The organism is Candidatus Villigracilis affinis (assembly GCF_016705895.1).
Lineage (GTDB): Bacteria > Chloroflexota > Anaerolineae > Anaerolineales > Villigracilaceae > Villigracilis > Villigracilis affinis.
In genome coordinates this window covers 162155-183330 of sequence record NZ_JADJKT010000006.1, presented here as the reverse complement: position 1 = coordinate 183330, position 21176 = coordinate 162155, and the positions used below count along the sequence as shown (strand labels likewise).

Sequence of the window (21176 nt, the reverse complement as noted above, 5' to 3'; positions counted from 1 at the left end):
ATAACTTATGACCACCAAACCTGACACCATCAAAATCTCCATCATGGAGAAAGAGGAAATCTCTGCCACGCACGCGGATTTGTATGTGACCATCAAAGGCACATCACTGGTCAGCGGAAGCGAGGCGATGAAAAAAGCCAAAGAGGTGAATCAACTCATCGAAGCGCTGACCAGCCTCGGGCTTAAGAGCGAAGCGTTCTTCCTTCAGGGAGTCCATCTTGAGCAGACGGGCGGCGCTTTGTTGAAGTCATCCAATGCGGTGTACCGTCTCAAAATCCGCTGTGAAGACCTGGAAAAACTGGCCGCGATCCTCGATGTCATTTCCTCGCAAAAGAATGCCACACTTGAACGAATCGAATGGCGGTACGATGAAGATGAAACCCGTCAGCAGCTTTTGAGCCGCGCACTCGAAAACGCAAAGAAAAAAGCACAACAGGTGGCGCATGCATTGGGCGTGAATTTGATCGGGGTCTATGATTATCTCGAAACACCCATGGACGATGAAGCGCCACGGTTTCAAATGCAGGCAGCGCCTATGTTTCGCGGAGCGGCAGCGCCCGCCGAACAAAACCTGGAAATGGATATCCAACATACAAAAACCCTCCACCTGCACGTGGACATCTGGTATCGGGTGTCTGAATTTCAAGACTAGCACTTTTGTTCTACTAATGATAAAATCCTTTCTCCCTACAGAGGAAGGATTTATTATGTCCCCCACGATCAACGTACAACAACTTAGCAAGACCTATCAAGTGCCCGAGCGCGAAGGTGGTTTTGGCGCGGCAGTCCGCAGTTTTTTCAAACGTAAATACAAGGATGTAAAAGCGGTTCAACAGGTGGATTTCAAGATCGAGCAGGGAGAGATCGTCGGCTTCCTTGGCCCGAATGGCGCAGGCAAGACCACCACGCTCAAGATGCTCTCTGGTTTGCTGCACCCCACTGGCGGCAAAGCCGAAGTGCTCGGGTTTACTCCGTGGGAGCTCAAGCCCGAATACCTGCGCGTGATGACCCTCGTCATGGGACAGCGCAACCGCCTTTCATGGGATATTCCCGCGGCGGATTCGTTTTTGCTCAATCAGGCCATTTACCGAATCCCTGACGATGAATACAAGCAAACTTACAAAGAATTAGATGAACTGCTCGAACTTGAGCCTTTGATGAAAAAACCAGTGCGCAATCTTTCCCTCGGCGAACGAATGAAATGCGAGATCGCCGCAGGGTTGCTTCACCGTCCCAAGGTTTTGTTTTTGGACGAGCCCACCATTGGGCTTGATATCACGGGTCAGGCACGCATCCGCGAATTTTTGCGCGAGTACAACAAACGCACAGGCGCGACCATTCTTCTGACCAGTCATTACATGGCCGATGTGACCGCACTCTGCGAACGCATTATCATTATTCATCACGGCAACCTCAAATACGACGGCGGCATCAACGACCTCTCACGCAGGATCGCACCGTTCAAATTGATCGGGGTGCGGCTGGCAGAACCCAATTCGCATGATCTTTCAAAGTATGGCGAACCCGTTCAAAATGAGGAAGATGCGGAGAAGCAGTACATCCAGGTCAAGGCCGAGGATGTGACGCGGGTCACCTCCAAACTGTTGGCTGATCTGCCAGTCCACGACATTACCATCGCCGATCCACCCATCGAGGATGTCATCGAGCAGGCGTTCAATCAATAATTGCTTCGTCTCGTTCAGCGCAAAAGGAAGGAGCTTTATATGTTACTTATCATCAAACGACTCTGGCAGGTGAATTGGGCGGAGCAATGGCAATACCGCGCCAACCTGCTGATGTACTTACTGTACTGGCTGGTTTCGCCCATCATTTATCTCGCCGTGTGGACCAGCATCGCCAACGTCAAAGGCGACGTGAACGGATTTACCGCCAATGATTTCACCACCTATTACATGGTGCTTTTGATCGCTGATCAGTTCACCAGCAACATTGTTATTCACACCTTCGGATACAAAATTCAGGATGGTTCACTTTCAGGTGAATTGATTCGCCCCATCCATCCCTTGCTGACGAATGGACTCGTCAACAACATTGCCTTCAAAGCGCTGACCATTATGGGCCTGCTTCCCATTTGGATCATTTTGTTTTTCCTTTACAAACCCGATTTCAGCGGCATTTCGTGGACGGGCATCGCCCTTGCCATCCCCGCCATGATCCTGGCGTTCTTTACTGGCTATCTGCTTTCAGCCGCCATCACCTCCCTCGCCTTTTGGACGACGCGCGTTTATTCCATCCACGAATTTTATTTTGCGTTGATCCTGCTGTTCTCAGGTCAGTTCGTGCCGCTCACGCTCATGCCGCAGATCGTTCAGGATATTGCCCAATATCTTCCATTCCAACTATTGATCTATTACCCCGTTCAGCTGATTCTTGGAAAACTATCCTCCGCACAGATCGTGCAGGGCTATGTGATGTCATTCATCTGGCTCGGCATTGCATGGCTATTCTTTACCTGGGTGTGGCGCAATGGCGTGAAGCGTTATTCAGCAGTTGGAGCGTAACCCATGCATACTCTCAGACTTCTTTCTGCATTCTTCAAAGTCAATGTTCAAATGGCACTTGCCTATCGTGCCGATACGGTGGTGAATATTCTGCTCAATCTGATGTGGCTCGGCTGGGAACTGCTCAGCCTCAACATTATTTTCAATAACACAGAAACCCTTGGCGGCTGGGGCATCGGCGAGTTGATCGCGCTATTAGGAGTATTCCGCCTTGTCAACACGATGATGATCGCGCTCATCTGGCCTAATACCGAAAAATTCAACGCAAGCATCCGCGATGGTTCGATGGATTACACCATCCTCCAGCCTGTCAACAGCATGTTCCTCGTCACTTTTTCGCGCATCACCGTCTGGAGGATCTGGGATCTGGTGCTTGCGGTTGTGTTGATGGTGGTGGGCATCAACATGTCTGGTGACTCAATCACCGCGCTTCAAATCCTGACCTTTATCCTGCTCGCCACCACAGGCACGCTCGTCATCTACAGCCTGTGGATCGTCCTGATCGCGATGACCTTTTGGTTTACCAAATTCGACAACAACGTCACCATCCTGCAAGCACTGCTGGATGCTGGCCGATATCCCGCCACGGTGTATCCTGTCTGGTTAAGAGTGATCGTCACTTTCATCATCCCCATCGCTGTCGCAACGACAATTCCATTGCAGGCCCTGCGCGGCGACTTGACTCTGGCCAGCACCCTGCTCTTCGCCTCCATTGGATTCATCAGCTTCGGAATCGCTTCGCAAATCTGGAAGGCGGGGCTTAAACGCTACAGTGGGGCAAGTAGTTAATCACCCTTCCCTTTTACAAATCATTCGTGCAAAACGCTGGTTTTAGCTGAAAAAGCAAAATCAGCGTTTTTTGTTCCCTGTGGCAAACAATTGCCACAATTCCTTGATACGTTCTTGATACGCCCGCCAAGTAGACTGTTATTAGCCTAATTACCCAATTTAGGCAGAGACAGTTTGCTAAAACCCACCTCCCAGCAAACTGTGAAAGACAACTAGAAAGGTTAAACAAATGTCAAATCATAGGAAACTGCTAACTGTTCTACTTGTTCTTCTATTCAGCCTCGCTTGCGGCGTCGCACCGAACCCAACAGTGCAACAAACCCAGGTCGCTTTGGCGATCCAGCAAACAGCGCAAGCCCAGCCGTTGCAGCAAACCCAAGTGGCGCTGGCGGCCCAGCAAACAGCGCTGGCTCAACCACAAGTTCCGGCAGTATCAATCTCACAAACACTGCCGCCTGCCGCCGCACAGGGAGATCCATCCATTCAACAAACCCAGGTGGCGCTAGCGGTGCAGCAAACAGCCTTCGCCCAGCAGCAATCGTCGGCGCAGCAAGCCGCGGCTGCCACCACTCAGGCAATTCCAACCGGCCCCATGTTCACAGCCAATCAAAATTCCTTTTGTCGACAGGGACCCAGCACACACTATAAGGACGACAGGCAGGTCAACAAGGGTCAAACCGTACCCATTATCGGAAAAAGCTCGGCGCATTCCGGCTTTAGTTGGTGGTTTGTCCAAACTTCAGATGGTAAAAAATGCTATGTTTCAGAGGACTTGGGCAGTGTCAGTGGGAACACATCCAATATCCCCGAACAAACGCCTCCCTTCCTCGAGGATTGGCCCGGGGTGTGGCATGTTTTGTGGGGAAGTTTTGGCATGGACATTGAGATAAGGTTCGATGGAAACACCTTTGAGTGGGATACCGACTGGAATACCTGCGCCCCGGGATTCGACAGTGTAAACTCGACATTCTTTTCGGATGAATCGCTCAGCGGCGAGGTACAGGATGCGCAATTCGACTCGAACGGGGATTGCTTCGAATCAAACCGTTTCTCCTATCAGATTCAGTTTGCCGTCGGATCAAACCACAATCAATTTGTCGGCATCGCTGATGGAGATACGTTCTGTGGCGGACGCAATGGCCTCCCAGCGCCCAACCCATGTAAATTTCCGTAAGTACCAAATAACATAAAAAAGCAGAAAAGGAGTCATCCATGTCAACGCCATTTAGTGGAAAACAGTTCACCTTCACTCAACCTGACGGATCCGAACTCTGGGTTAAGGGCTGGGGCAACCAACATCAGGCAGTCTTTGAGTGCCTAAACGGTTACACTGTGGTTAAAGACCCAATCACAAAGTTTTATGTTTACGCAGAGTTAAGCTCTGATGGTGAAGAATTAATTCCCACAGGAATCCGACCTCGCATTACCAAAACCGAAAAGCTTGGCGAAGATAAACTTGGCCTGGTCAAAGGTGTGCGAGTAAAGCTTGAGGCTGCCAAAGCAAAGGCACGGGAAAGCGGATTGCCCAACAGGGGATCCCGTTGGGAAGAACGTCGGAAGCAATTCAAATCGGGTCTACATGGCGCTGCCGCAGCACCTGGTATCTCTGCCGCGCCACCCACCCGCCAAACGATCGGAGATTTCACCGGCCTTTGTTTGTTGATCCAGTTTCCAGATGTGCCAGGGACCATTACCCGTGAAGAGGTGGATGACTTTTGCAACAAAATAGGATACAACGGCTTCGGGAATAATGGGTCTGTATACGACTATTTCTACGCTGTATCAGGCGGCAGGCTTAGGTACAAGAATATCGTTACCCCCTACTATATGGCAAAACAACCGCGAAGTTACTATACAAACGAAGCCATCCCGCAAGGGGATCGAGCCCGGGAGTTGATCAAGGAAGCATTAAGCCATCTCAAGGCTCAAGGTTTCGACTTTAGCAAGTTGACAGCAGATGAGATGGGATATTTGTACGCAACAAATGTCTTTTACGCAGGAAGTTGTTCCAACAATTGGGCAAAGGGTCTCTGGCCGCATCAATCTTCCATGCTGATACCCTACGAACTCATCCCGGGCAAAAGCACACATGACTATCAGATCACGGATATGTCCAGTGAACTCTCGCTGGGCACTTTTTGCCACGAGAACGGGCACATGATCTGCGACTTCCCTGATCTGTATGATTACGGAAAGGAGTCTGCGGGCGTTGGTCAGTTTTGCCTTATGTGCATGGGCGGCAATATCAATCCAAAGAACCCCGCTCATATTAATCCCTACCTCAAGTACAAAGCCGGTTGGGCAAAATCAGCGATCAATATCACCCCAGGCCTGAGCGTAACGATACAGGCTGAGACAAATCAATTTTTTATTCACCGCAAGGCTTCAGCGCCGACCGAATATTATATTATTGAAAATCGGAGCAATTCAGGGCGAGACGCAGCGCTACCCGGCTCAGGTCTGGTAATCTGGCATATCGACGAATTGGGGAACAACCAGTATGAGCATATGAATTCTCTATATCACTATGAGTGTTCAGTGGTGCAAGCTGACGGGCGGAATGATCTGGAGTACAGTTCATATCCATACGGAGATGCAACCGACCTCTTTGGTGCAGGTATCAACGACCATTTCGGTGAGACAACCAACCCAAGCAGCAAGTGGTGGGATGGCACACCATCCGGGCTGAACATCAAAGAGATCGGTTCAATTGGAACGATGATGACTTTCAAAGCAGCGGAGCAAGACGTGTCAACCTTGATCGAAACCCAAGATCAAGGGAACCCCACCTATACCGTAACCGTCGTAACCGAAAGAAATTTACGTGAAGGCACCAGTACCTCAACGAAGACAACACAGACACTCAAAGGTATCCATACGTTAACAGGAGACGTCCTATGGACGGCCAGCACAGCACAACCAACAGCTGAGCAGAAAGTTGGCGACCAGTGGCTCCACATCACCGCAGTGGACGGTTTCCCAGTGAGTTCGCGCTATCTGGCAGTTATACATAATGGCCAGGTCTACAGCAAACCCAAGCGTATACACAGGGTTGCCTCTAAAGAAAACCTCACCACCCTCGCTGAAAAGTATCATACGACCGTGGATAAACTCGTAGCGGAAAACAAACTTGCCTACCCCGGTCTGCTTACCAACAAAAACCTGGTTGAAATCGGCTGGGAGCTGAAAATACCGGACTGAAACCGAATCAAAAGAGGGCGGGCTGCATAAGCCCGCCCTCTTTTGATTCTTACTTTCTATTCTTTTCGACATACACCTTTACAGCTTCCCGCATGAATTCGGCAAGATTCGGGTGCATTTTATCGAAGTTGGCTTTGAAGCGCGGATCGTCAGAGTAGCCCTCTGCCAAGCCAAGCAGTTGATCGAGATTCGGCGTCCAGAAGTAGTCCATGTGTTTGCGCCAGCGTTCGACGATGGCCTGCACTTCAGCCGAGGCCGAGCCTTTCGGCATCGCGGCGACCATGTCCATGTAAACGGCCTTGCCTTCCGCCAAAATGGCTTCCTTCTTGGCCGCAGAGTACGCCTTCCACTTGCGATTTGATTCGCGCACAGTTTCGGGGTCGTACATCTGCTCGGCTTCCTTGGCATATTTCTCCTGCTCTTCTTCGCTAAAGCCTTCGAAAAGTCCTTTTTCGCTCATTTTCGTTTTTCCTTTCAAATGTTGAATCGTATTGTCCACGGTCTGAATCAGGCGATCAATCCGCACCGCCTGCTTGTTCAATGCATCCTTATGGCTTTGCAGCGCCCCGAGCACATCAAAATCACGGCGTCCCATGATCTTTTTGATCTCGTCCAGCGGTATATCCAACTCGCGATAGAACAGGATCTGCTGTAATTTCAACAGAGCCTCCTCCCCGTAGTAGCGATAACCATTCTCGCCAATTCGGGATGGTTTGAGAAGGCCGATTTCATCGTAATGGTGCAGCGTCCGCGGGGTGACGCCAGCCATGCTGGAAAGCTGTTTGACTGTGAACATGGCGCTACTATAAACCCTTACGTAACGTTAATGTCAAGGGTTTTTGGATAACAGGTAAAATAAAACAATTAAAAAGTTTTCAAGCACAACCAATACCCGACATATATCTCAAAAAGATCCATAAACAGGAATAAATGCAAATCATTCATAAAGACAATGACATACTTGTAATCAACAAACCTGCCGACCTCCCCGTTTTGCCTGACGGCTGGGATAAGGATGCGCCTTATCTCGTGAAAATGCTTGAAGAGGAATTCAACAAAGCCTGGGTCGTGCATCGTATCGACAAAAGCACCAGCGGCATCATTATCTTTGCATTAACCGCCGAAGCGCACCGCTCGCTGAATATTCAATTTGAAAAACATCTTGTGGAAAAGACATATCACGCCATTTTGAATGGCTCGCCGAAATGGCTCGATAAGATCACGAAATTCCCACTGCGGGCCAATGTGGGCAGCAAACACCGAACCGTTGTGGATAATCGAAACGGAGTCCGCTCTGAGACGAGATTCAGAATCTTGAAACAGAATCAACTGTCGGCTTTGGCAGAGGCGATGCCCATGACGGGGCGAACGCATCAGATCAGAGTCCATGCCTTCGCGTTGGGGTATCCGCTTTTGGGAGACATCCTCTACAGCGCCCCCGAAACAGATATCATCTCGCGCGCCGCTTTGCACGCGTATTCATTATCGTTTGACCATCCGACATCAAATGAGCGACTTACCTTTACCGCACCTTACCCCGCTGATTTTCAAAAAGCGTTAAGAAGTTTGAAGTTGGCAAATTAAAAGGTTTGCAGGTTGACAAGTTAGAATCTGCCAACCTGCAAACTTGAAAACACCTACAAACTCAACTACGAAATTTTTCTTGCTTCCATGTAAAAGCGTTTTTCACGCGCCTCACCCATCGAAAAAGTTTTTCTCGGCAATGCGCCATCGAGGATCACGGTCTTGAACAGATCGGATTTGTGCATACCTGCAAGATAAAAGCCCACGTTACCCGCCTGCAAAGCCAAACGCTCGACAACATCTTCGCCGTGCACGTAATCCACTTTTTCCGCGCCGCCATCTTTGAGGAATGAATCGATGAAGGATTGGATGGTGCCAACTGCCAGATTGGATGACGCGTGCGCGATTTCGATCACGCCAAATTTCTGCCCGCCTCCAACCAGACCGATCGCCTGCTTCTGACCATCCGCAGAATCTACCTTTTGAATCATTGCTTCGCCGCTGGCAACTTCAGTATAGCTAAAGTTATCGCCAAAGGTTTTCTTCAACTCCGCGAATAAATCTTTCTTCAAGTTGAACAATACGCGATGGATCGGTTCAAACTCAAGCCCCTCATCGTGGACATTTTCGATCTCAACCAACGCATAACGCGAAGGATGATCCATGCCGACCTGCGGCTTCATCTTTTCCCAAATGGCTTTGGCTGTGGCAAGAGAATGATTGCCATCACCCATCGCAAAGAGCAGAACAGGTTGGTCTTTGCCGATGCCATATTTGGCGGCGAAGGTTTCAGGTTTGGCGAGTCCGCGCAGGGCTTCTACAACCTTATTTTCAAATTCCTCACTTACGGCGTAACCGGCAAGGTGACCGCTATCGAGCATGAGGTCGAAATCATAAATTTTTTCGAGCTTCGCTTTTGCAGCAGACAGCGGCTCGATAACAGTGCGATTAGGATCATCGATCAACACGAGGATATGCGGTAATTCCATCGCTGCGCCTTCGCGGATCTTGATGCGTGGAGGAAGGCGATCTACGATGGTTCCTTCAGTGGCACGGATGAGACTCGATGAGCCTTTGTTGTAATCGTAGGCTTCGAGATCGAGACATAAAACCACACCTTTGCGGGTTTTGCCTGCAACGGTGCGCTCCACATAAATAAGCCCATCGCGCGGCTGAAGAACGCCATCGTCCATGTACTTGCGCATGGTGGTTTGAATATTTTGAATTCGCTGGTCACCGCCTTCTTTTTCAAGATGCACTTCGGGGAAGGTCAGGTTCAACGTGGAGGGTGCATCGCCGACAATCTTTTCCACGTCATTCCAGTATTCAGGCTCAGAAGTAAATTGGTCACAGGCGATTACGGCCCACTTTTTCAAATCGGTGCCGGGCTTGGGAAGATACACTTGCGGAATTTGAATGCCAATGTCGGAAATTATTTTCATGTCGTCTCCTTAATAAAATTACGCCATTGCGAAGGCAGCGTTTTTCCGATCGAAGCAATCTCAAACTCGATGTGGAGATTGCTTCGGGCAAATTGCATCTTCGCAATGACGATGGGTTTTATTTCTTCGAAAACGCGATCAATTTATCAGCAACTTCCGCGCCGACGCGGGCCTGGGCTTCCTTGGTGGCTGCGCCGATATGCGGGGATGCGATGACGTTATCGAGCTTCATCAGTTTCCAGTCAACGGGGGGTTCTTCGGCGAAGACATCGAGCGCCGCCGCTCCAACCTGACCATTGGTCAGCGCGTCGTAGAGTGCGTTCTCGTCGACGATGCCACCGCGGGCACAGTTGACGATGCGTACGCCCTTCTTCATCTTGCCAAATTGCTCCGCGCCGATCATGCCGGTAGATTCTTTGGTCTTGGGCAGGTGCAGGCTGATGTAATCGGACTGGGCGAGCAATTCATCGAGAGAGACGAGTTTGATGCCTTCCACTTCCTTGACGTAGGGGTCGTAGGCGACCACGGTCATATCCATGGCGATGGCGCGGCGGGCAACTTCCTTGCCGATGTTGCCGATGCCGATCAGGCCGAGGGTCTTGCCGCCAATTTCGTCACCGTCAAAGCTCTTTTTGTCCCATTTGTCAGCTTTCATGGTGGCGCTGGCTTTGTAGAGCGAACGCGCCATCATCAGCATGTAGCCGATCGCCAGTTCCGCAACGGACTTGGAATTTGCCAGCGGGGTGTTCATGACCGCAATGCCCTTGGACTTGGCATATTCATGGTCAATGGTGTCGAGGCCTGCGCCGCCGCGGACGATCACTTTCAGGTTGGGGCAAACGTCGATCAACGCCTGGCGCACCTTGGTGCGGGAACGAACCACCATGCCATCATAGGCAGGCAGAACAGTGGGGAGTTCTTCGGGAGTGATATCATCACGCACGTCCACGGTGAGGCCTGCGGCGCGCATTTGTTCGATATATTCTTTTTCGGTCTTGTCGCAAATTAAGATTTTCATGGGGTTTCTCCTTGATTGAGGCTGAAATTAATAACAGGAACCCAACCGACGAATCGGCTGAATTCCTGTTTGGAAAGTCACATTTACCACGCCTGTCATTCTAACAATGAGAAAAATCTTTGTCAACGACATACATCAGTATGGAATCATGTATATTGTTCTTGTAGATTTGTCTGACAACCATTTATAATGAAATGAATGTAAAAGAAAACAGAACCAGTCAAACGGTCAGGAATGAACCGTAAAAACTTTCATAGCAAAACAGGAGTAACCATATGTCTGATCTCAAACGTGCATACAACTTCAATCCCGGTCCCGGTGCGCTACCTCTTGAGGTATTGCAACAGGCACAGGCAGAATTGCTCGACTTCAAAGGTACGGGCATGTCCGTCATGGAAATCAGTCATCGCTCGAAGGAATTCGAAGCGGTCATCCAGACAGCCGAAGCGGATCTGCGTGAACTGCTCGGCATTCCATCGAATTACAAGATCATGTTCCTGCAGGGCGGGGCCACTTTGCAATTTGCGATGCTGGCGATGAACCTGCGCCCTGCCGGCGCTTCTGCCGATTACATCGTGACAGGCACATGGAGCAAGACCGCGATCAAGGAAGCGAAGAAACTCGGCACAGCCCGCGCCGCCGCCAACACCGAAACGGACGGATTCAACTGCATCCCCGCCAAACTCGATCTTGACCCCAAAGCAGCCTATTTGCACTTCACCTCCAACGAGACCATCCACGGCGTGGAATTTTTCACCGAGCCGACCCCGCCCGATGGCGTGCCGCTGGTCTGCGATACTTCATCCAATTTCATCAGCCGCCCGATTGACGTTTCGAAATATGCCTTCCTGTACGCTGGTGCACAGAAAAATGCTGGCCCCTCTGGCGTGACCGTGGTCATCGCCCGCGACGATATGATCGAACGCACTCCCGAAAACCTGCCTGTGATGTTGGATTACAAGACCCTCGCCGCAAGCGGATCCCTGCACAATACACCGCCCAGTTTCGCGATCTATATGGTGGGGCTCGTCTTCCAATGGGCTAAGAAGCAAGGCGGACTCGCCGCCATCGAAAAGACCAACCGCGTCAAGGCTGGCATGGTCTATGATGCCATTGATCAAAGCGGCGGTTTCTATCGCGGACACGCGAAAGTTGATGCCCGCTCGCTGATGAACATCCCCTTCCGCCTGCCCAGCGAAGAATTGGAAGATACCTTCGCCAAGGAAGCCAAGAAGAATAATCTGATCGGCCTCAAGGGACATCGCTCTGTCGGCGGTATGCGCGCATCTGTTTACAACGCCGTGACTATCGAAGGCGCAACGGCGCTGGTCGATTTCATGAAGGAATTCCAGAAGAAGAACGGATAAGCGATCAGTAAATAGTGGTCAGTAAAAAGTGAATAGTAAAAGCCTCCGGGTTTCCATTGGAAATCCGAAGGCTTTTTTGTTAACTCGACTTTGTACCGGTCAAACTAAGCGTCAGCGCTGGTTGATTTTCGAGCCTCTTCTGCCTGTTCTTTCAGGATTTCTTCCCACCACAATCCCATCCTCAGGAGTGTATCGCCGTGCTCGTATGTGTGCTGAAAAGTCTTGGTGACCACCATGGAAAGCGGCTTTTGTCCCCACAATGTCTCACGCGGCATATCCCAATCCGCATCCGTTAGTTGATTGAGGAGTTCGATCTGTTGCTGCCGAACGCGGCGGAAGTTTGCGATCAAGGTGTCAAATCCACGATCCTGCACTTTAGCCCAGGCCTCGTCATCGTCGGGCCAATCTTCGTCAATTTGCTCTATCTCCAGCCAATCGATCATTGAGGGTAATGCAAGGCATCTTTCATATTCGGTCACGTGCCAGACATGGCGCGCCGGTGACCAGGTGCCAAGGTAGGTGGGATCAGGCGGAAGCTGCTCGTGAAGATGTGAAGGGATTCGAGAAAGCGCCCACTCAAAACCATCTGCACTGGCTTTGAGTTGATAACGAAACCAGGGTATCCAGTCTGTCATTTTTGGCCTCTGAAATTCATGTTGGATTCCCATTGAAGTTCGGGATTCTTCTGTAATAGCACAAACCTGTTTTACACCCAATCTTTTTAAAAACCACAACCAAGTTTATGCTTCATCCATTGCAAAGGCGATGGCCTGATCGATATTCATAGCCGCGCCGGTCTTTTGCGCTTTTGCAAATTCATCCGGGCCAAGCGCAGATTGCATCATCGCGCGGTTGCGTTCCACTTCCACGCGGTCGGCGGGCCACCAGGCGCCGCCCGTGATCTTCAACACAGACTCTGCCGCACTGAGCATAATCGCTCCCCATTCGGTTTGTCCTTGCTGCGCTTTCAAACCAGCCAGCCCAGCAAGACATTCAGCGATTCCGCGCCGATTGCCCAAACGGCGGAACATCGTCAGGCTTTTTCTGAATTGTGATTCAGCCAGCTCGAGATCTTCTTCGTGCTGGGCGATGTATCCGAGGTTGTGCACGAAGCGTGCTACATCGCCGCGGTCACCCGTGGCGCGCAATAAAGCCTCGCTCTCTTCGTAATATTTCCGTGCAGCATCAAACTGACCTTGTGTGCGTGCAACTTCACCGAGATTGTTAAGCGCGAAGGCAATTAACCAATTTTCGCTAATTACACGGGCTTCAGCAAGAGCTTCCTCATGATAGGCACGCGCCTTTTCGGGGTTTCCCAATCCGAGCTCAGCATTTCCAAGATGGACTAGTGTAATCGCATGGAATGGGGCAACGCCCTGTTCCTTAAACAAGGCGACGGCTTGCTCGAAGAAGGGTTGTGCATCTCTATCCCGCCCCATATTGATTAACACCACTCCATTCCCCATGAGGATAGGTGCAAGCCATTGTTTATCTCCAAGTTTTTGTTCAAGCGCCAGGCCTTCCTGTAATCGCGCCAAGCCAATATCCTGTTTGCCCTGCCAGACCGCCAGCATGCCGCTGGACATCAGCGCCATCACGCGGGGAAGCGATTCCGCCTGCATGAAGGGCGACGTCAATAATCGATCTGCCCACATAACGCCCTCAATAAAGTAGCCGCGACGGTACCAAAACCAGAATAATATAGAGACCAAACCAGCGCCAAATTCAACTCCACGACGATTGGTCAGGCACCATGCCAGAGTAACCCGAATATTATCGTGCTCGCGTTCGAGCCAATTCAGCCATTGCGTGGCATTGGCAGTATATAACTGCATGAAACCCATTTTGTTGGCAATGGCATCGCCATAATACATGGCATGTTGGGCTCGCAATGCTTCCATCTCCCCACCTGCAGAGAGACGTTCAAGCGCATACGCACGAATGGTCTCAAGCATTCCAAAGCGCGGCTCGCCATCAGCGGTCTCCTCCTGCCGCACGAGACTGTTATTAACAAGAGAGGTAAGGCTTTCCAATATATCGAGCTTGCCATCTGGGTTACATACTGCTTCAACTGCATCGAATGTGAAGCCGCCGACGAAGACGCTCAGTCGGGCGTATAAAATTTTCTCATCCTGATTTAGCAGGTCGTAACTCCACTCGAGCGTGTTGCGCAGAGTCTGATGACGCGTGGGCAGGTCACGTGCGCCGCCTGTCAGCAGTTTGAGTTTGTCGTCCAGGCGCGCAAGGATCGCCTGCGGTTGCAGGAGTTTGATGCGGGCGGCAGCAAGCTCAAGGGCAAGTGGAAGCCCATCGAGACGGCGGCAAATTTCGGCGACAGCAGAGGCGTTGTTTTCCGTCAAAACAAAATTCGGATGCGCTGTCCGCGCCCGTTCAACAAAAAGGATGACTGATTCGTTTTCGAGTAAATTTTCCCACGCTGATTCATCGTCAGCTTGCGGCAGATCCAACGGCGGAACGGGGAACTCGCGTTCGCCAAGCAGGTTGAGCGCAATGCGGCTACTGGTGATAACTTTTAACTGTGCAGCCGCGATCAACAGTTCTGCCACGACGGGCGCGACGGAAACAAGTTGCTCAAAATTATCCATCACCAACAGCATGCGTTTGTCGCGCAAATAATCTTTGACATTTTCAAGCAGGGGACGCCCGCCCTCACGAACGGCGAGCTGTTGGGCAACGCGCGAGACAAATTGATTGGTATCGGTATCATCGGCGAGCGGGACGAAATAAACCCCGTCAGGAAATTGATCGAGCAATTCCTGCGCCACTTGCAAACTCAAACGAGTCTTGCCCGTGCCACCAGGCCCCAAGAGGGTGACGATGCGCGTGTCTGGGTTGAGCAACGATTCTTTGATCACTTTGATCTGTTTTGTGCGCCCGATGAAGGGCGTGGGTTGAGCGGGAAGATTATTTTTTAGCCGCTTCGTTTTGTTGCGCTTTGCGAATCGTCGCTCTTTGATTTTCATCGTAAAGCAATTCCACATTCGTAGGCATGGGCAGTTTAAAGATTGTGGCATAACGTTTCAGGTTGGCAGCGGCATACATCAATCCAGCAAGTCGCTGTTCATCGGGTTGACCTGCTTTATGAGTATATGCCAACCCAGCCGCGACACCCGCCAGCCAGTACTGTCCCCATAAATCATCATGCAGACTTGGATGATTCGCTTCGACCCACGCTGAAAACGCGCTTCGCGCCGACCCGATCACTGCACTCACGCCCGACACTTCGATCGGCACCTTGTACGGGTCAGGCACATCTGCGACTGCCAACAACATAAGAAAATTGGAAAGCTTCGCAAAAGAGACCTGCGACATCGCATGCATTAGATAGGACATTTCCAAATAGCGCTGGTCATACAAAAGCGGCATGCCCTCTTTGAAGAGGGCGAAGTCAATCAGATAGTAGCCTTCAAGTGATTCTTTGTCGTCTGCAAATTTGACCAAAATATTATTCGTGTTCAAGTCGCCGTGGATGAAACCAGTAGTGATATCGATGGAACGTGCCTTGCCCCACGCCTCGGGCTTGCGCGCATACAACAATGGATTTGGAAATACGTGTCCGTTGATGAGCAAGCCTGCAATATCGGGATCAACCTTGCAGGTCTCCTGCAAAAAACGTTCCGTATTACCGCCCGCATCCAATCGAAAGCCGAGCCAGTTTTTCAATACCATCTGAGGATGAACGGCCTGCTCAAAGGCCGAATCTTTATTCCACTCTGAAAGCAGAACCGTATTTGTTTGTGCAAACAGGGTTTTAAGCTGACTTTGTCGTTCATACTTCGATAGGGGTAAATAATTGAGCAAGGACTGGCCCGCAATGCGGTAAAAAATCGCAACAGCGCCTTCAAGCTCAACCCGGTCGTATACCAACTCGGCAATATGCTCACGTGCAAACTCAGGTGTGGATTTTGTCAATACAGTGTTATGCCGAGTTACTTCATCCGACTTTGCATTTTTCCCCTTGCGATCCAGCTTCAGAATGCAATGCTCGACGCGTTTGGTCTCACCAAATGAAACGCTGACAAGATAGACGACGGCACCCGACCAGCCTCCAACCAATAATTGAAGTGGTGCAACGGTGATCTTGTAGGTGCCCTCTGCCAGCCGAATCACATGCTGATATTCTTCTGGCAGGGATTGAAAATCGGTTGTCAATTCAGGCATGGCTGGCCTCTGCAATCAATTAATTTATAAGTTTCCTGGAAATTAAACGAATCCTGCACAAACTCACAATAAAAGGAACACAAATCGTATTTTACTAAAACACTGAACACTTCCCAAAGACGCTGGATAATGTATATTTTACTTCAAGGCATAAACAGGTGGTGTAATCGGTGAGGCAGTACGAAGCGATAGCCATAAGGATGACCAGGCTGAGGGGATTTCTTTTCAACCGCAAAGAACAGATATCCAACGGTCTGCGTTCACAAGCGGGCGCATAGGATTCCCCGCCCAAGCAAGAAGGCTTGGAAAACTCTTGGGATGTGCGCATACCCGAGTCGGCAATCCCAGCAGCCTGTGTACGCTTTGCCAGGTTGAAAAGACCCAATTGCCGATGGGGTTTTCTAATAGCTGACCAGCGGTAATTTATTGAGCCATTTTTTCTCTGTCAATTCCTTCAATACAAAATCAGCCCCATCTGCACGGGAGAGTTGTGTACCCGACTCTTTACTGACAAAACCGATTTGATATTTGCGCGTATGTTCGCCATCCATCAAGCGCGGATAACGCACAACTGTCCATTCCAAGTCAGAAGCCTGAATCACTTTTACATTCGCAGCAGAATCTAATACTACATCCTTTGCCAGAAGATTAAGCAGGAAGCCAATAAAATGGTCAATCAGTTTGGGCTGATCTTCGGGCTGACGAACACCTGCGCCCGTTGTTGAAACCAGACGACGTATCCTATGCTTTTTCATCCCTGCCACGATATTCTTTGCAGAAATCTCCATCATATGGGGAACTGGCGGGCGCGACGGTCCTAATGCGCTGATTACCGCTTCCTGCCCTGCAATTGCATTTTCGACTGCAATGGCGTCCATCGAATCGCCTTTGAACACGGTTAAATTTGCATGTTTGACCCCAAATTTTTCTGGTGAACGGACAAAGGCAGTCACAGTATGTCCTGCTTCCAACGCTTGCTCCACAACTTTCAACCCCACTCCGCGAGATGCTCCAAATACAACGATTTTCATTTTTCTCCTTTAAAATTTATTGTGACAATAACACTTTGAGATGTTTCGCTACTGTGCGTAAGGGATCACCTGAATGATGCGTGCGGCTCAATATGATTCCGCCTTCAACTGCGGCAGTGATAAATGTTCCCAATTCTTCCGCTTTTATCTTTGTAAGCCCGCTTTCAAGTAGTTTTTCTTTGAATGCTGTTTGCAGCAAGGTGTATGCCTCTCGGCAGGCCACATTAATGCGTTCGGATTTGGTAGCGGTTTCCATGGCTACTGATGTTAGGGGGCTACCTGCCGCGAATCCCGATGATTCCACATGGTCAGCGATATTCAAAATGAAGTCATGGATTGCCTTTGCTGCGTTGCTATTACCGCTTAATCCGTTTTGTATCCGCTCGGCAGTCGCTTTGCCTGATTGCAAAACCGCTTCAGATGCAATTTGCTCCTTGCCTTCAGGAAAATAATGATACAACGACCCTTTTGGAGCGCCGCTTTCTTTAACGATCTCATTTAAACCAGTCCCGTGATAACCCTGTTTTTCCATCAAATCACAAGTAGTCTGTAGAATATGCTCGCGGACATTGCTCATTTCAGCCTCAATCTCCTGTTTGAATAAATCATGTCATTTGTCATCTTTTCAAAACTGCACAACGACGCTATTATAACGACTGGTCTATATATAGTCAAGTACAGGAGAACAAAAAAATGACATCCCCAATTTTAGTGACTGGTGCGCTTGGTAACGTGGGCGCGGAAGTAGTAAAGCAGGTTTTAGCCAGAGGTGGTAAGGTGCGTGCAGCGGATATGGACGTAAAAAAACTCAGGGAGAGATTTGGCAATTCGGTGGAATCGGTTCGCTTTGACTTTACTGATTCCACTACCTATGCGGCGACCTTCAAAGATGTGAAGAAGATGTTCTATATGCGTCCGCCGCATTTGACTAATGTCCAGCGCGACATGAATCCGTCTATGGATGCGGCAAAACAGGCGGGTGTAACGCACGTTGTTTTTCTTTCGTTGATTGGAATTGAGAATGCGAAATACGTCCCCCATTACAAAGTAGAAACTTATCTTCATAAAATCAACATGCAGACCACCTTCCTGCGTTGTAGTTTCTTTATGCAGAACCTTAATACCACGCATCGCAAGGAAATCAAGGAGCGCAATGAGATTTTTGTCCCTGTGGGGAATGCGAAAACCAGTTTCATTGACGCCCGCGATATTGGCGCAGTTGCGGCTTTGGCATTGACCGAGGAGGGACTCGCGGGAAAAAATTACGATTTGACTGGAATCGAGGCTCTCGATTATTGGGAAGCAGCGAGGATTATGAGCGAGGTATTAGGGCGCAAGATCATTTATCGCAATCCGAATCCTTTTTATTTTCTTTCTGAAACGATTCGAAGAGGAACACCTTTTATGTTCGCTCTCGTACAGATGGGGTTATACACATCCACAAGATTTGGGATGGCAAAAAACGTAACCAGTGAAGTGGAAAAACTGACAGGGCGCAAACCGATCCCATTCCTACAATACGTGATCGATTACAGAGACAATTGGCTTTAGTACCCATCGGTTTGCGTTCGCGAAGCATGATACTGGGGCGGGCGTGGACAATACTTGTAAATCGTGCAGCGCACGCTTTGTTGGGCGGCTTGGGACTAGAAGCCACTTTTTCTATGCTGCTCAACAATCGCCATTATCGCATCAACCACATCTTCAGCATGGCTACCCAGAATATTGTAATGATTTGTGTCCTTTACAAATATCTGTTTGCCTTGCTCTGAGAGCATGACTAATTCGGATTGTGTATTCTGCCATGCTTTCATCGCCTCTTCAGAAGAAATGTTTGGGGGTTTAGGCAGCATGTATTCTTGAGTATCTACGGTAATTACAGCAAGTGGCAAGTTGCCAAGTGGGGGAAGCCTGCCCGTATCGGGAAGAGTAAGCGGTGTTTCGTTGGCATAACTGTTCAAGATTGCCTCAGTCGGGCTTTCAACTAAAACCAATCCTGCCATGCGATCCAAATGCTGGTGCGCGTATCGCAATACAATCGCGCCGCCAAACGAGTACCCCACCATGACGTAAGGTGGTTCAATGGGTGCAAATTCCAATAATTTCTCTAAATCCTGTGTACGTGGCGGAATCGTTGGGGTGTTTAATTCCGCACCAGTACTTTTACCTGTCCCTGCGCGGTCATAGCGACAAGTGCATGTTCTCTGCGCTAACTGAGCTTGAATTGCAATCCATGGTGAACTGTCAACACCTGGCCCTGGAGATTCTAAGATAATCGAAGGGCTACCTTGTCCCATACAGTTTACCCAAAGCCCAATGCCGCCTCCAATATCAACCATTTCCTCTTGATTTGTCAAAGCAACCTCCTTGACAGACTCTTTTTTAGAACACATAAGTAATACGATTGAACCACCCAACGGCTCGCGTTAGCGGTTGGCGGGCTAGAATCTGTCCAAAAAGCTGCACGCTGTGTTGTGTGGCATTTACGGAAAAGCCCTCTTGTAGAAACTAAGATAGAAACTACAAAAAATCGTTTCGTTAAAAAATCCCGCAAAAATCAGGGCAGTCACATAATCTAGAACAGACTCTGATACTAACGTTATTCCACAACTCATCAGCTGGCATTTTCAAGAATTGTGTCCACGACGTTTGAGAGGGGTGCCGTTGCATCGATTATGATTGCGTTCTTGGGAAGACCCTCTTTTGTCTCATGTTGTAATCGCGCAAAGGATTCTCCTTCACTTGCCGTTCCTCCCCACTCGTTTTCAGGTCGGGCGGCAAGACGCCGGTTCAGCGTATCCAGATCGATCTCAAGAACAAAAACTTCATCGAACAGACCGATGAAGCGGTCGGAATTCCTGGAGCCACCGCAAAAGAATGTTACCGCATGGTTTTGATCGGCCACCAAAGCTCTGACCTTCTCAACGTCCCATATCCAAGTACGATGCTCGTCAGAGCTACCATCCACAGGCCCCTCAGTTTTTAGATCGCCCCAATAGGCCAACTCCTCATCGCCGTGGATGGCGTGGTAGCCGCGCCTTTGCAGCTCGTCGCAGACCGTAGTTTTACCGGCACAGGAAACGCCGTCGATTAAGTAGTTCTTCACACCCATGTTTCGTTTCCAATAAATAAGAGAGTCAAAGATACCCAACGGTTTGCGTTACCTGCGCTGGGGCAGGGACGGCGAAGCCGTCCAACCAGAAAAATGCTGCGGCGTAGAAAACTGCTTGGGATTACCGCAGAATCCCCAGCGTCAGGTATACGCTTTGTTGGGCGCTGCCAACTTGTGCAACATACATTATGGGTCTCTAGCCCATTGAATAACAGGCGTTATCCACTCATCTAAAGGTTTGTAAAGGATGCCGTGTCCTGTTCCTATGTTTAGAACAATTTCATCGTATCTGGAAAGTCCTTTATTGCCTTCGGAAAGCATAAATACTTCTTCGCATGAGCCACCATATTGATAATCAGCAGAGTCGTAAATTGATAGGACTTTCCCGTAAAGAAAGATACGGTTTTGTTTGAGGTCTGCAACAATCTCAGAGTTACAAATTCCCATAATGACAAATTTTATTTCTTGGTTCTCAAGGAAGTGAGAAACATAAATTGCAATGAACGCTCCTTTTGATGCGCCCACAACTGTAATGTTTGTTGCAGGAACACCAGCATTCAGTAAAGTCGTGACTTGTTCTTGAATCCTTTTTGCATACTCAATGGGGTCAGTGTTTTTGACCCGCTGCTCACTAATGACAACAACTCCATAACTGCTAAATCTCTCTAAAATGGGCTGATATTCATATTCGCCAAAAACAGGATCCATTGCTGGAATACCTTGTTCTTCAATAATTCTCCCATGAATGTAGAAAAGATAATGTTTTGTCGTGTCAATCGATTTTGGAAAAGAAAATTTTGATAAATCAAAGACAGGTGATGGTTGTTCTGAAGTTGAAGTGAGGACTACTGAGTTTGTTGGTCGGATTGATGCTAAAGTGGCAGTTGGCATTGGTGTTTCTGTTGAAGTTGCTGTTGCAAGTGGTACGCAAGAAACAAAAACGATAGCAAGCAAGACCATGAGTAGTTTTTGCATTTTCATTATTGTC

General features: G+C 49.3%; 20 protein-coding genes. 9 read left to right on the top strand and 11 right to left on the bottom strand.

Features of this window, described 5'->3' with window-relative positions; genetic code table 11:
* The first annotated feature begins 7 nt into the window (after positions 1-7).
* From IPI86_RS04715 to IPI86_RS04690, 6 genes are all read left to right on the top strand, one after another.
* Positions 8-652: an SIMPL domain-containing protein gene (locus tag IPI86_RS04715; protein ID WP_345296832.1), complete on the top strand. Its 645-nt coding sequence runs from the start codon at positions 8-10 to the stop codon at positions 650-652.
* A gap of 55 nt (positions 653-707) precedes the next feature.
* Positions 708-1685 carry an ATP-binding cassette domain-containing protein gene (locus IPI86_RS04710; protein ID WP_345296831.1) on the top strand — a complete coding sequence of 326 codons (978 nt, stop codon included), beginning with the start codon at positions 708-710 and terminating at the stop codon, positions 1683-1685.
* Between the two features lie 39 nt (positions 1686-1724).
* The gene (locus IPI86_RS04705) at positions 1725-2522 is read left to right on the top strand and encodes an ABC-2 family transporter protein (protein ID WP_345296830.1); all 798 of its coding nucleotides are present in this window, start codon (positions 1725-1727) and stop codon (positions 2520-2522) included.
* Between the two features lie 3 nt (positions 2523-2525).
* A complete protein-coding gene (locus IPI86_RS04700) occupies positions 2526-3311 on the top strand; it encodes an ABC-2 family transporter protein (RefSeq protein WP_345296829.1) in 786 nt (261 codons plus the stop codon).
* Positions 3312-3540: 229 nt separating this feature from the next.
* A complete protein-coding gene (locus IPI86_RS04695; RefSeq protein ID WP_345296828.1) occupies positions 3541-4485 on the top strand; it encodes an SH3 domain-containing protein in 945 nt (314 codons plus the stop codon).
* Positions 4486-4523: 38 nt separating this feature from the next.
* A complete protein-coding gene (locus tag IPI86_RS04690; RefSeq protein ID WP_345296827.1) occupies positions 4524-6512 on the top strand; it encodes a M6 family metalloprotease domain-containing protein in 1989 nt (662 codons plus the stop codon).
* A 49-nt stretch (positions 6513-6561) separates the two neighbouring features.
* Here the strand turns inward: IPI86_RS04690 and IPI86_RS04685 are convergent, their stop codons facing one another.
* Complete coding sequence (locus IPI86_RS04685) at positions 6562-7308, bottom strand: MerR family transcriptional regulator (protein WP_345296826.1); 747 nt, start codon at positions 7306-7308, stop codon at positions 6562-6564.
* A 134-nt stretch (positions 7309-7442) separates the two neighbouring features.
* Between IPI86_RS04685 and IPI86_RS04680 the strand changes: the two genes are divergently transcribed.
* A complete protein-coding gene (locus IPI86_RS04680) occupies positions 7443-8096 on the top strand; it encodes an RluA family pseudouridine synthase (protein ID WP_345296825.1) in 654 nt (217 codons plus the stop codon).
* Positions 8097-8161: 65 nt separating this feature from the next.
* Here the strand turns inward: IPI86_RS04680 and IPI86_RS04675 are convergent, their stop codons facing one another.
* Both IPI86_RS04675 and IPI86_RS04670 read right to left on the bottom strand, forming a co-directional pair.
* Positions 8162-9478, bottom strand: coding sequence for a DUF1015 domain-containing protein (locus IPI86_RS04675; protein WP_345296824.1), 1317 nt, complete (start codon positions 9476-9478; stop codon positions 8162-8164).
* A gap of 118 nt (positions 9479-9596) precedes the next feature.
* Entirely contained in the window at positions 9597-10496 is a 900-nt protein-coding gene (locus tag IPI86_RS04670) for a hydroxyacid dehydrogenase (protein ID WP_345296823.1), read from the bottom strand.
* Between the two features lie 275 nt (positions 10497-10771).
* Here IPI86_RS04670 and serC point away from each other — a divergent pair, with 275 nt between their 5' ends.
* Positions 10772-11863, top strand: a complete 1092-nt coding sequence (serC, locus tag IPI86_RS04665; protein WP_345296822.1) for a 3-phosphoserine/phosphohydroxythreonine transaminase — start codon at positions 10772-10774, stop codon at positions 11861-11863.
* Between the two features lie 104 nt (positions 11864-11967).
* On the opposite strand, the gene IPI86_RS04660 is transcribed toward serC, so the two are convergent.
* The 5 genes from IPI86_RS04660 to IPI86_RS04640 form a co-directional block, all read right to left on the bottom strand.
* A complete protein-coding gene (locus IPI86_RS04660) occupies positions 11968-12498 on the bottom strand; it encodes a DinB family protein (RefSeq protein ID WP_345296821.1) in 531 nt (176 codons plus the stop codon).
* Positions 12499-12603: 105 nt separating this feature from the next.
* The gene (locus IPI86_RS04655; RefSeq protein ID WP_345296820.1) at positions 12604-14847 is read right to left on the bottom strand and encodes a tetratricopeptide repeat protein; all 2244 of its coding nucleotides are present in this window, start codon (positions 14845-14847) and stop codon (positions 12604-12606) included.
* Positions 14789-16045, bottom strand: a complete 1257-nt coding sequence (locus IPI86_RS04650; protein WP_345296819.1) for a hypothetical protein — start codon at positions 16043-16045, stop codon at positions 14789-14791. Before IPI86_RS04650 ends, IPI86_RS04655 begins: the two co-directional genes overlap by 59 nt.
* Before the next feature lie 401 nt (positions 16046-16446).
* Complete coding sequence (locus IPI86_RS04645) at positions 16447-17076, bottom strand: SDR family oxidoreductase (protein WP_345296818.1); 630 nt, start codon at positions 17074-17076, stop codon at positions 16447-16449.
* Positions 17077-17092: 16 nt separating this feature from the next.
* Positions 17093-17653 carry a TetR/AcrR family transcriptional regulator gene (locus IPI86_RS04640; protein ID WP_345296817.1) on the bottom strand — a complete coding sequence of 187 codons (561 nt, stop codon included), beginning with the start codon at positions 17651-17653 and terminating at the stop codon, positions 17093-17095.
* 116 nt (positions 17654-17769) lie between these two features.
* On the opposite strand from IPI86_RS04640, the gene IPI86_RS04635 reads away from it, so the two are divergent.
* Positions 17770-18627 carry an SDR family oxidoreductase gene (locus IPI86_RS04635; protein ID WP_345296816.1) on the top strand — a complete coding sequence of 286 codons (858 nt, stop codon included), beginning with the start codon at positions 17770-17772 and terminating at the stop codon, positions 18625-18627.
* 95 nt (positions 18628-18722) lie between these two features.
* On the opposite strand, the gene IPI86_RS04630 is transcribed toward IPI86_RS04635, so the two are convergent.
* The 3 genes from IPI86_RS04630 to IPI86_RS04620 all read right to left on the bottom strand — a co-directional run bounded on the left by IPI86_RS04630 (position 18723) and on the right by IPI86_RS04620 (position 21169).
* Positions 18723-19433: an alpha/beta hydrolase gene (locus IPI86_RS04630; RefSeq protein WP_345296815.1), complete on the bottom strand. Its 711-nt coding sequence runs from the start codon at positions 19431-19433 to the stop codon at positions 18723-18725.
* A 257-nt stretch (positions 19434-19690) separates the two neighbouring features.
* A complete protein-coding gene (locus IPI86_RS04625) occupies positions 19691-20188 on the bottom strand; it encodes an AAA family ATPase (RefSeq protein WP_345296814.1) in 498 nt (165 codons plus the stop codon).
* Between the two features lie 186 nt (positions 20189-20374).
* Positions 20375-21169, bottom strand: coding sequence for an alpha/beta hydrolase (locus IPI86_RS04620; protein ID WP_345296813.1), 795 nt, complete (start codon positions 21167-21169; stop codon positions 20375-20377).
* Positions 21170-21176: the final 7 nt, after the last annotated feature.

What these genes read in the sequence shown, in the direction of transcription:
- IPI86_RS04640 (WP_345296817.1), bottom strand. Translation starts at nt 17,653, where the DNA reads ATGAGCAATGTCCGCGAGCATATTCTACAGACTACTTGTGATTTGATG.
- IPI86_RS04675 (WP_345296824.1), bottom strand. Translation starts at nt 9,478, where the DNA reads ATGAAAATAATTTCCGACATTGGCATTCAAATTCCGCAAGTGTATCTT.
- IPI86_RS04700 (WP_345296829.1), top strand. Translation starts at nt 2,526, where the DNA reads ATGCATACTCTCAGACTTCTTTCTGCATTCTTCAAAGTCAATGTTCAA.
- IPI86_RS04690 (WP_345296827.1), top strand. Translation starts at nt 4,524, where the DNA reads ATGTCAACGCCATTTAGTGGAAAACAGTTCACCTTCACTCAACCTGAC.
- IPI86_RS04715 (WP_345296832.1), top strand. Translation starts at nt 8, where the DNA reads ATGACCACCAAACCTGACACCATCAAAATCTCCATCATGGAGAAAGAG.
- IPI86_RS04680 (WP_345296825.1), top strand. Translation starts at nt 7,443, where the DNA reads ATGCAAATCATTCATAAAGACAATGACATACTTGTAATCAACAAACCT.
- IPI86_RS04635 (WP_345296816.1), top strand. Translation starts at nt 17,770, where the DNA reads ATGACATCCCCAATTTTAGTGACTGGTGCGCTTGGTAACGTGGGCGCG.
- serC (WP_345296822.1), top strand. Translation starts at nt 10,772, where the DNA reads ATGTCTGATCTCAAACGTGCATACAACTTCAATCCCGGTCCCGGTGCG.
- IPI86_RS04710 (WP_345296831.1), top strand. Translation starts at nt 708, where the DNA reads ATGTCCCCCACGATCAACGTACAACAACTTAGCAAGACCTATCAAGTG.
- IPI86_RS04695 (WP_345296828.1), top strand. Translation starts at nt 3,541, where the DNA reads ATGTCAAATCATAGGAAACTGCTAACTGTTCTACTTGTTCTTCTATTC.
- IPI86_RS04705 (WP_345296830.1), top strand. Translation starts at nt 1,725, where the DNA reads ATGTTACTTATCATCAAACGACTCTGGCAGGTGAATTGGGCGGAGCAA.
- IPI86_RS04660 (WP_345296821.1), bottom strand. Translation starts at nt 12,498, where the DNA reads ATGACAGACTGGATACCCTGGTTTCGTTATCAACTCAAAGCCAGTGCA.
- IPI86_RS04670 (WP_345296823.1), bottom strand. Translation starts at nt 10,496, where the DNA reads ATGAAAATCTTAATTTGCGACAAGACCGAAAAAGAATATATCGAACAA.
- IPI86_RS04620 (WP_345296813.1), bottom strand. Translation starts at nt 21,169, where the DNA reads ATGAAAATGCAAAAACTACTCATGGTCTTGCTTGCTATCGTTTTTGTT.
- IPI86_RS04650 (WP_345296819.1), bottom strand. Translation starts at nt 16,045, where the DNA reads ATGCCTGAATTGACAACCGATTTTCAATCCCTGCCAGAAGAATATCAG.
- IPI86_RS04655 (WP_345296820.1), bottom strand. Translation starts at nt 14,847, where the DNA reads ATGAAAATCAAAGAGCGACGATTCGCAAAGCGCAACAAAACGAAGCGG.
- IPI86_RS04685 (WP_345296826.1), bottom strand. Translation starts at nt 7,308, where the DNA reads ATGTTCACAGTCAAACAGCTTTCCAGCATGGCTGGCGTCACCCCGCGG.
- IPI86_RS04645 (WP_345296818.1), bottom strand. Translation starts at nt 17,076, where the DNA reads ATGAAAATCGTTGTATTTGGAGCATCTCGCGGAGTGGGGTTGAAAGTT.
- IPI86_RS04625 (WP_345296814.1), bottom strand. Translation starts at nt 20,188, where the DNA reads ATGGGTGTGAAGAACTACTTAATCGACGGCGTTTCCTGTGCCGGTAAA.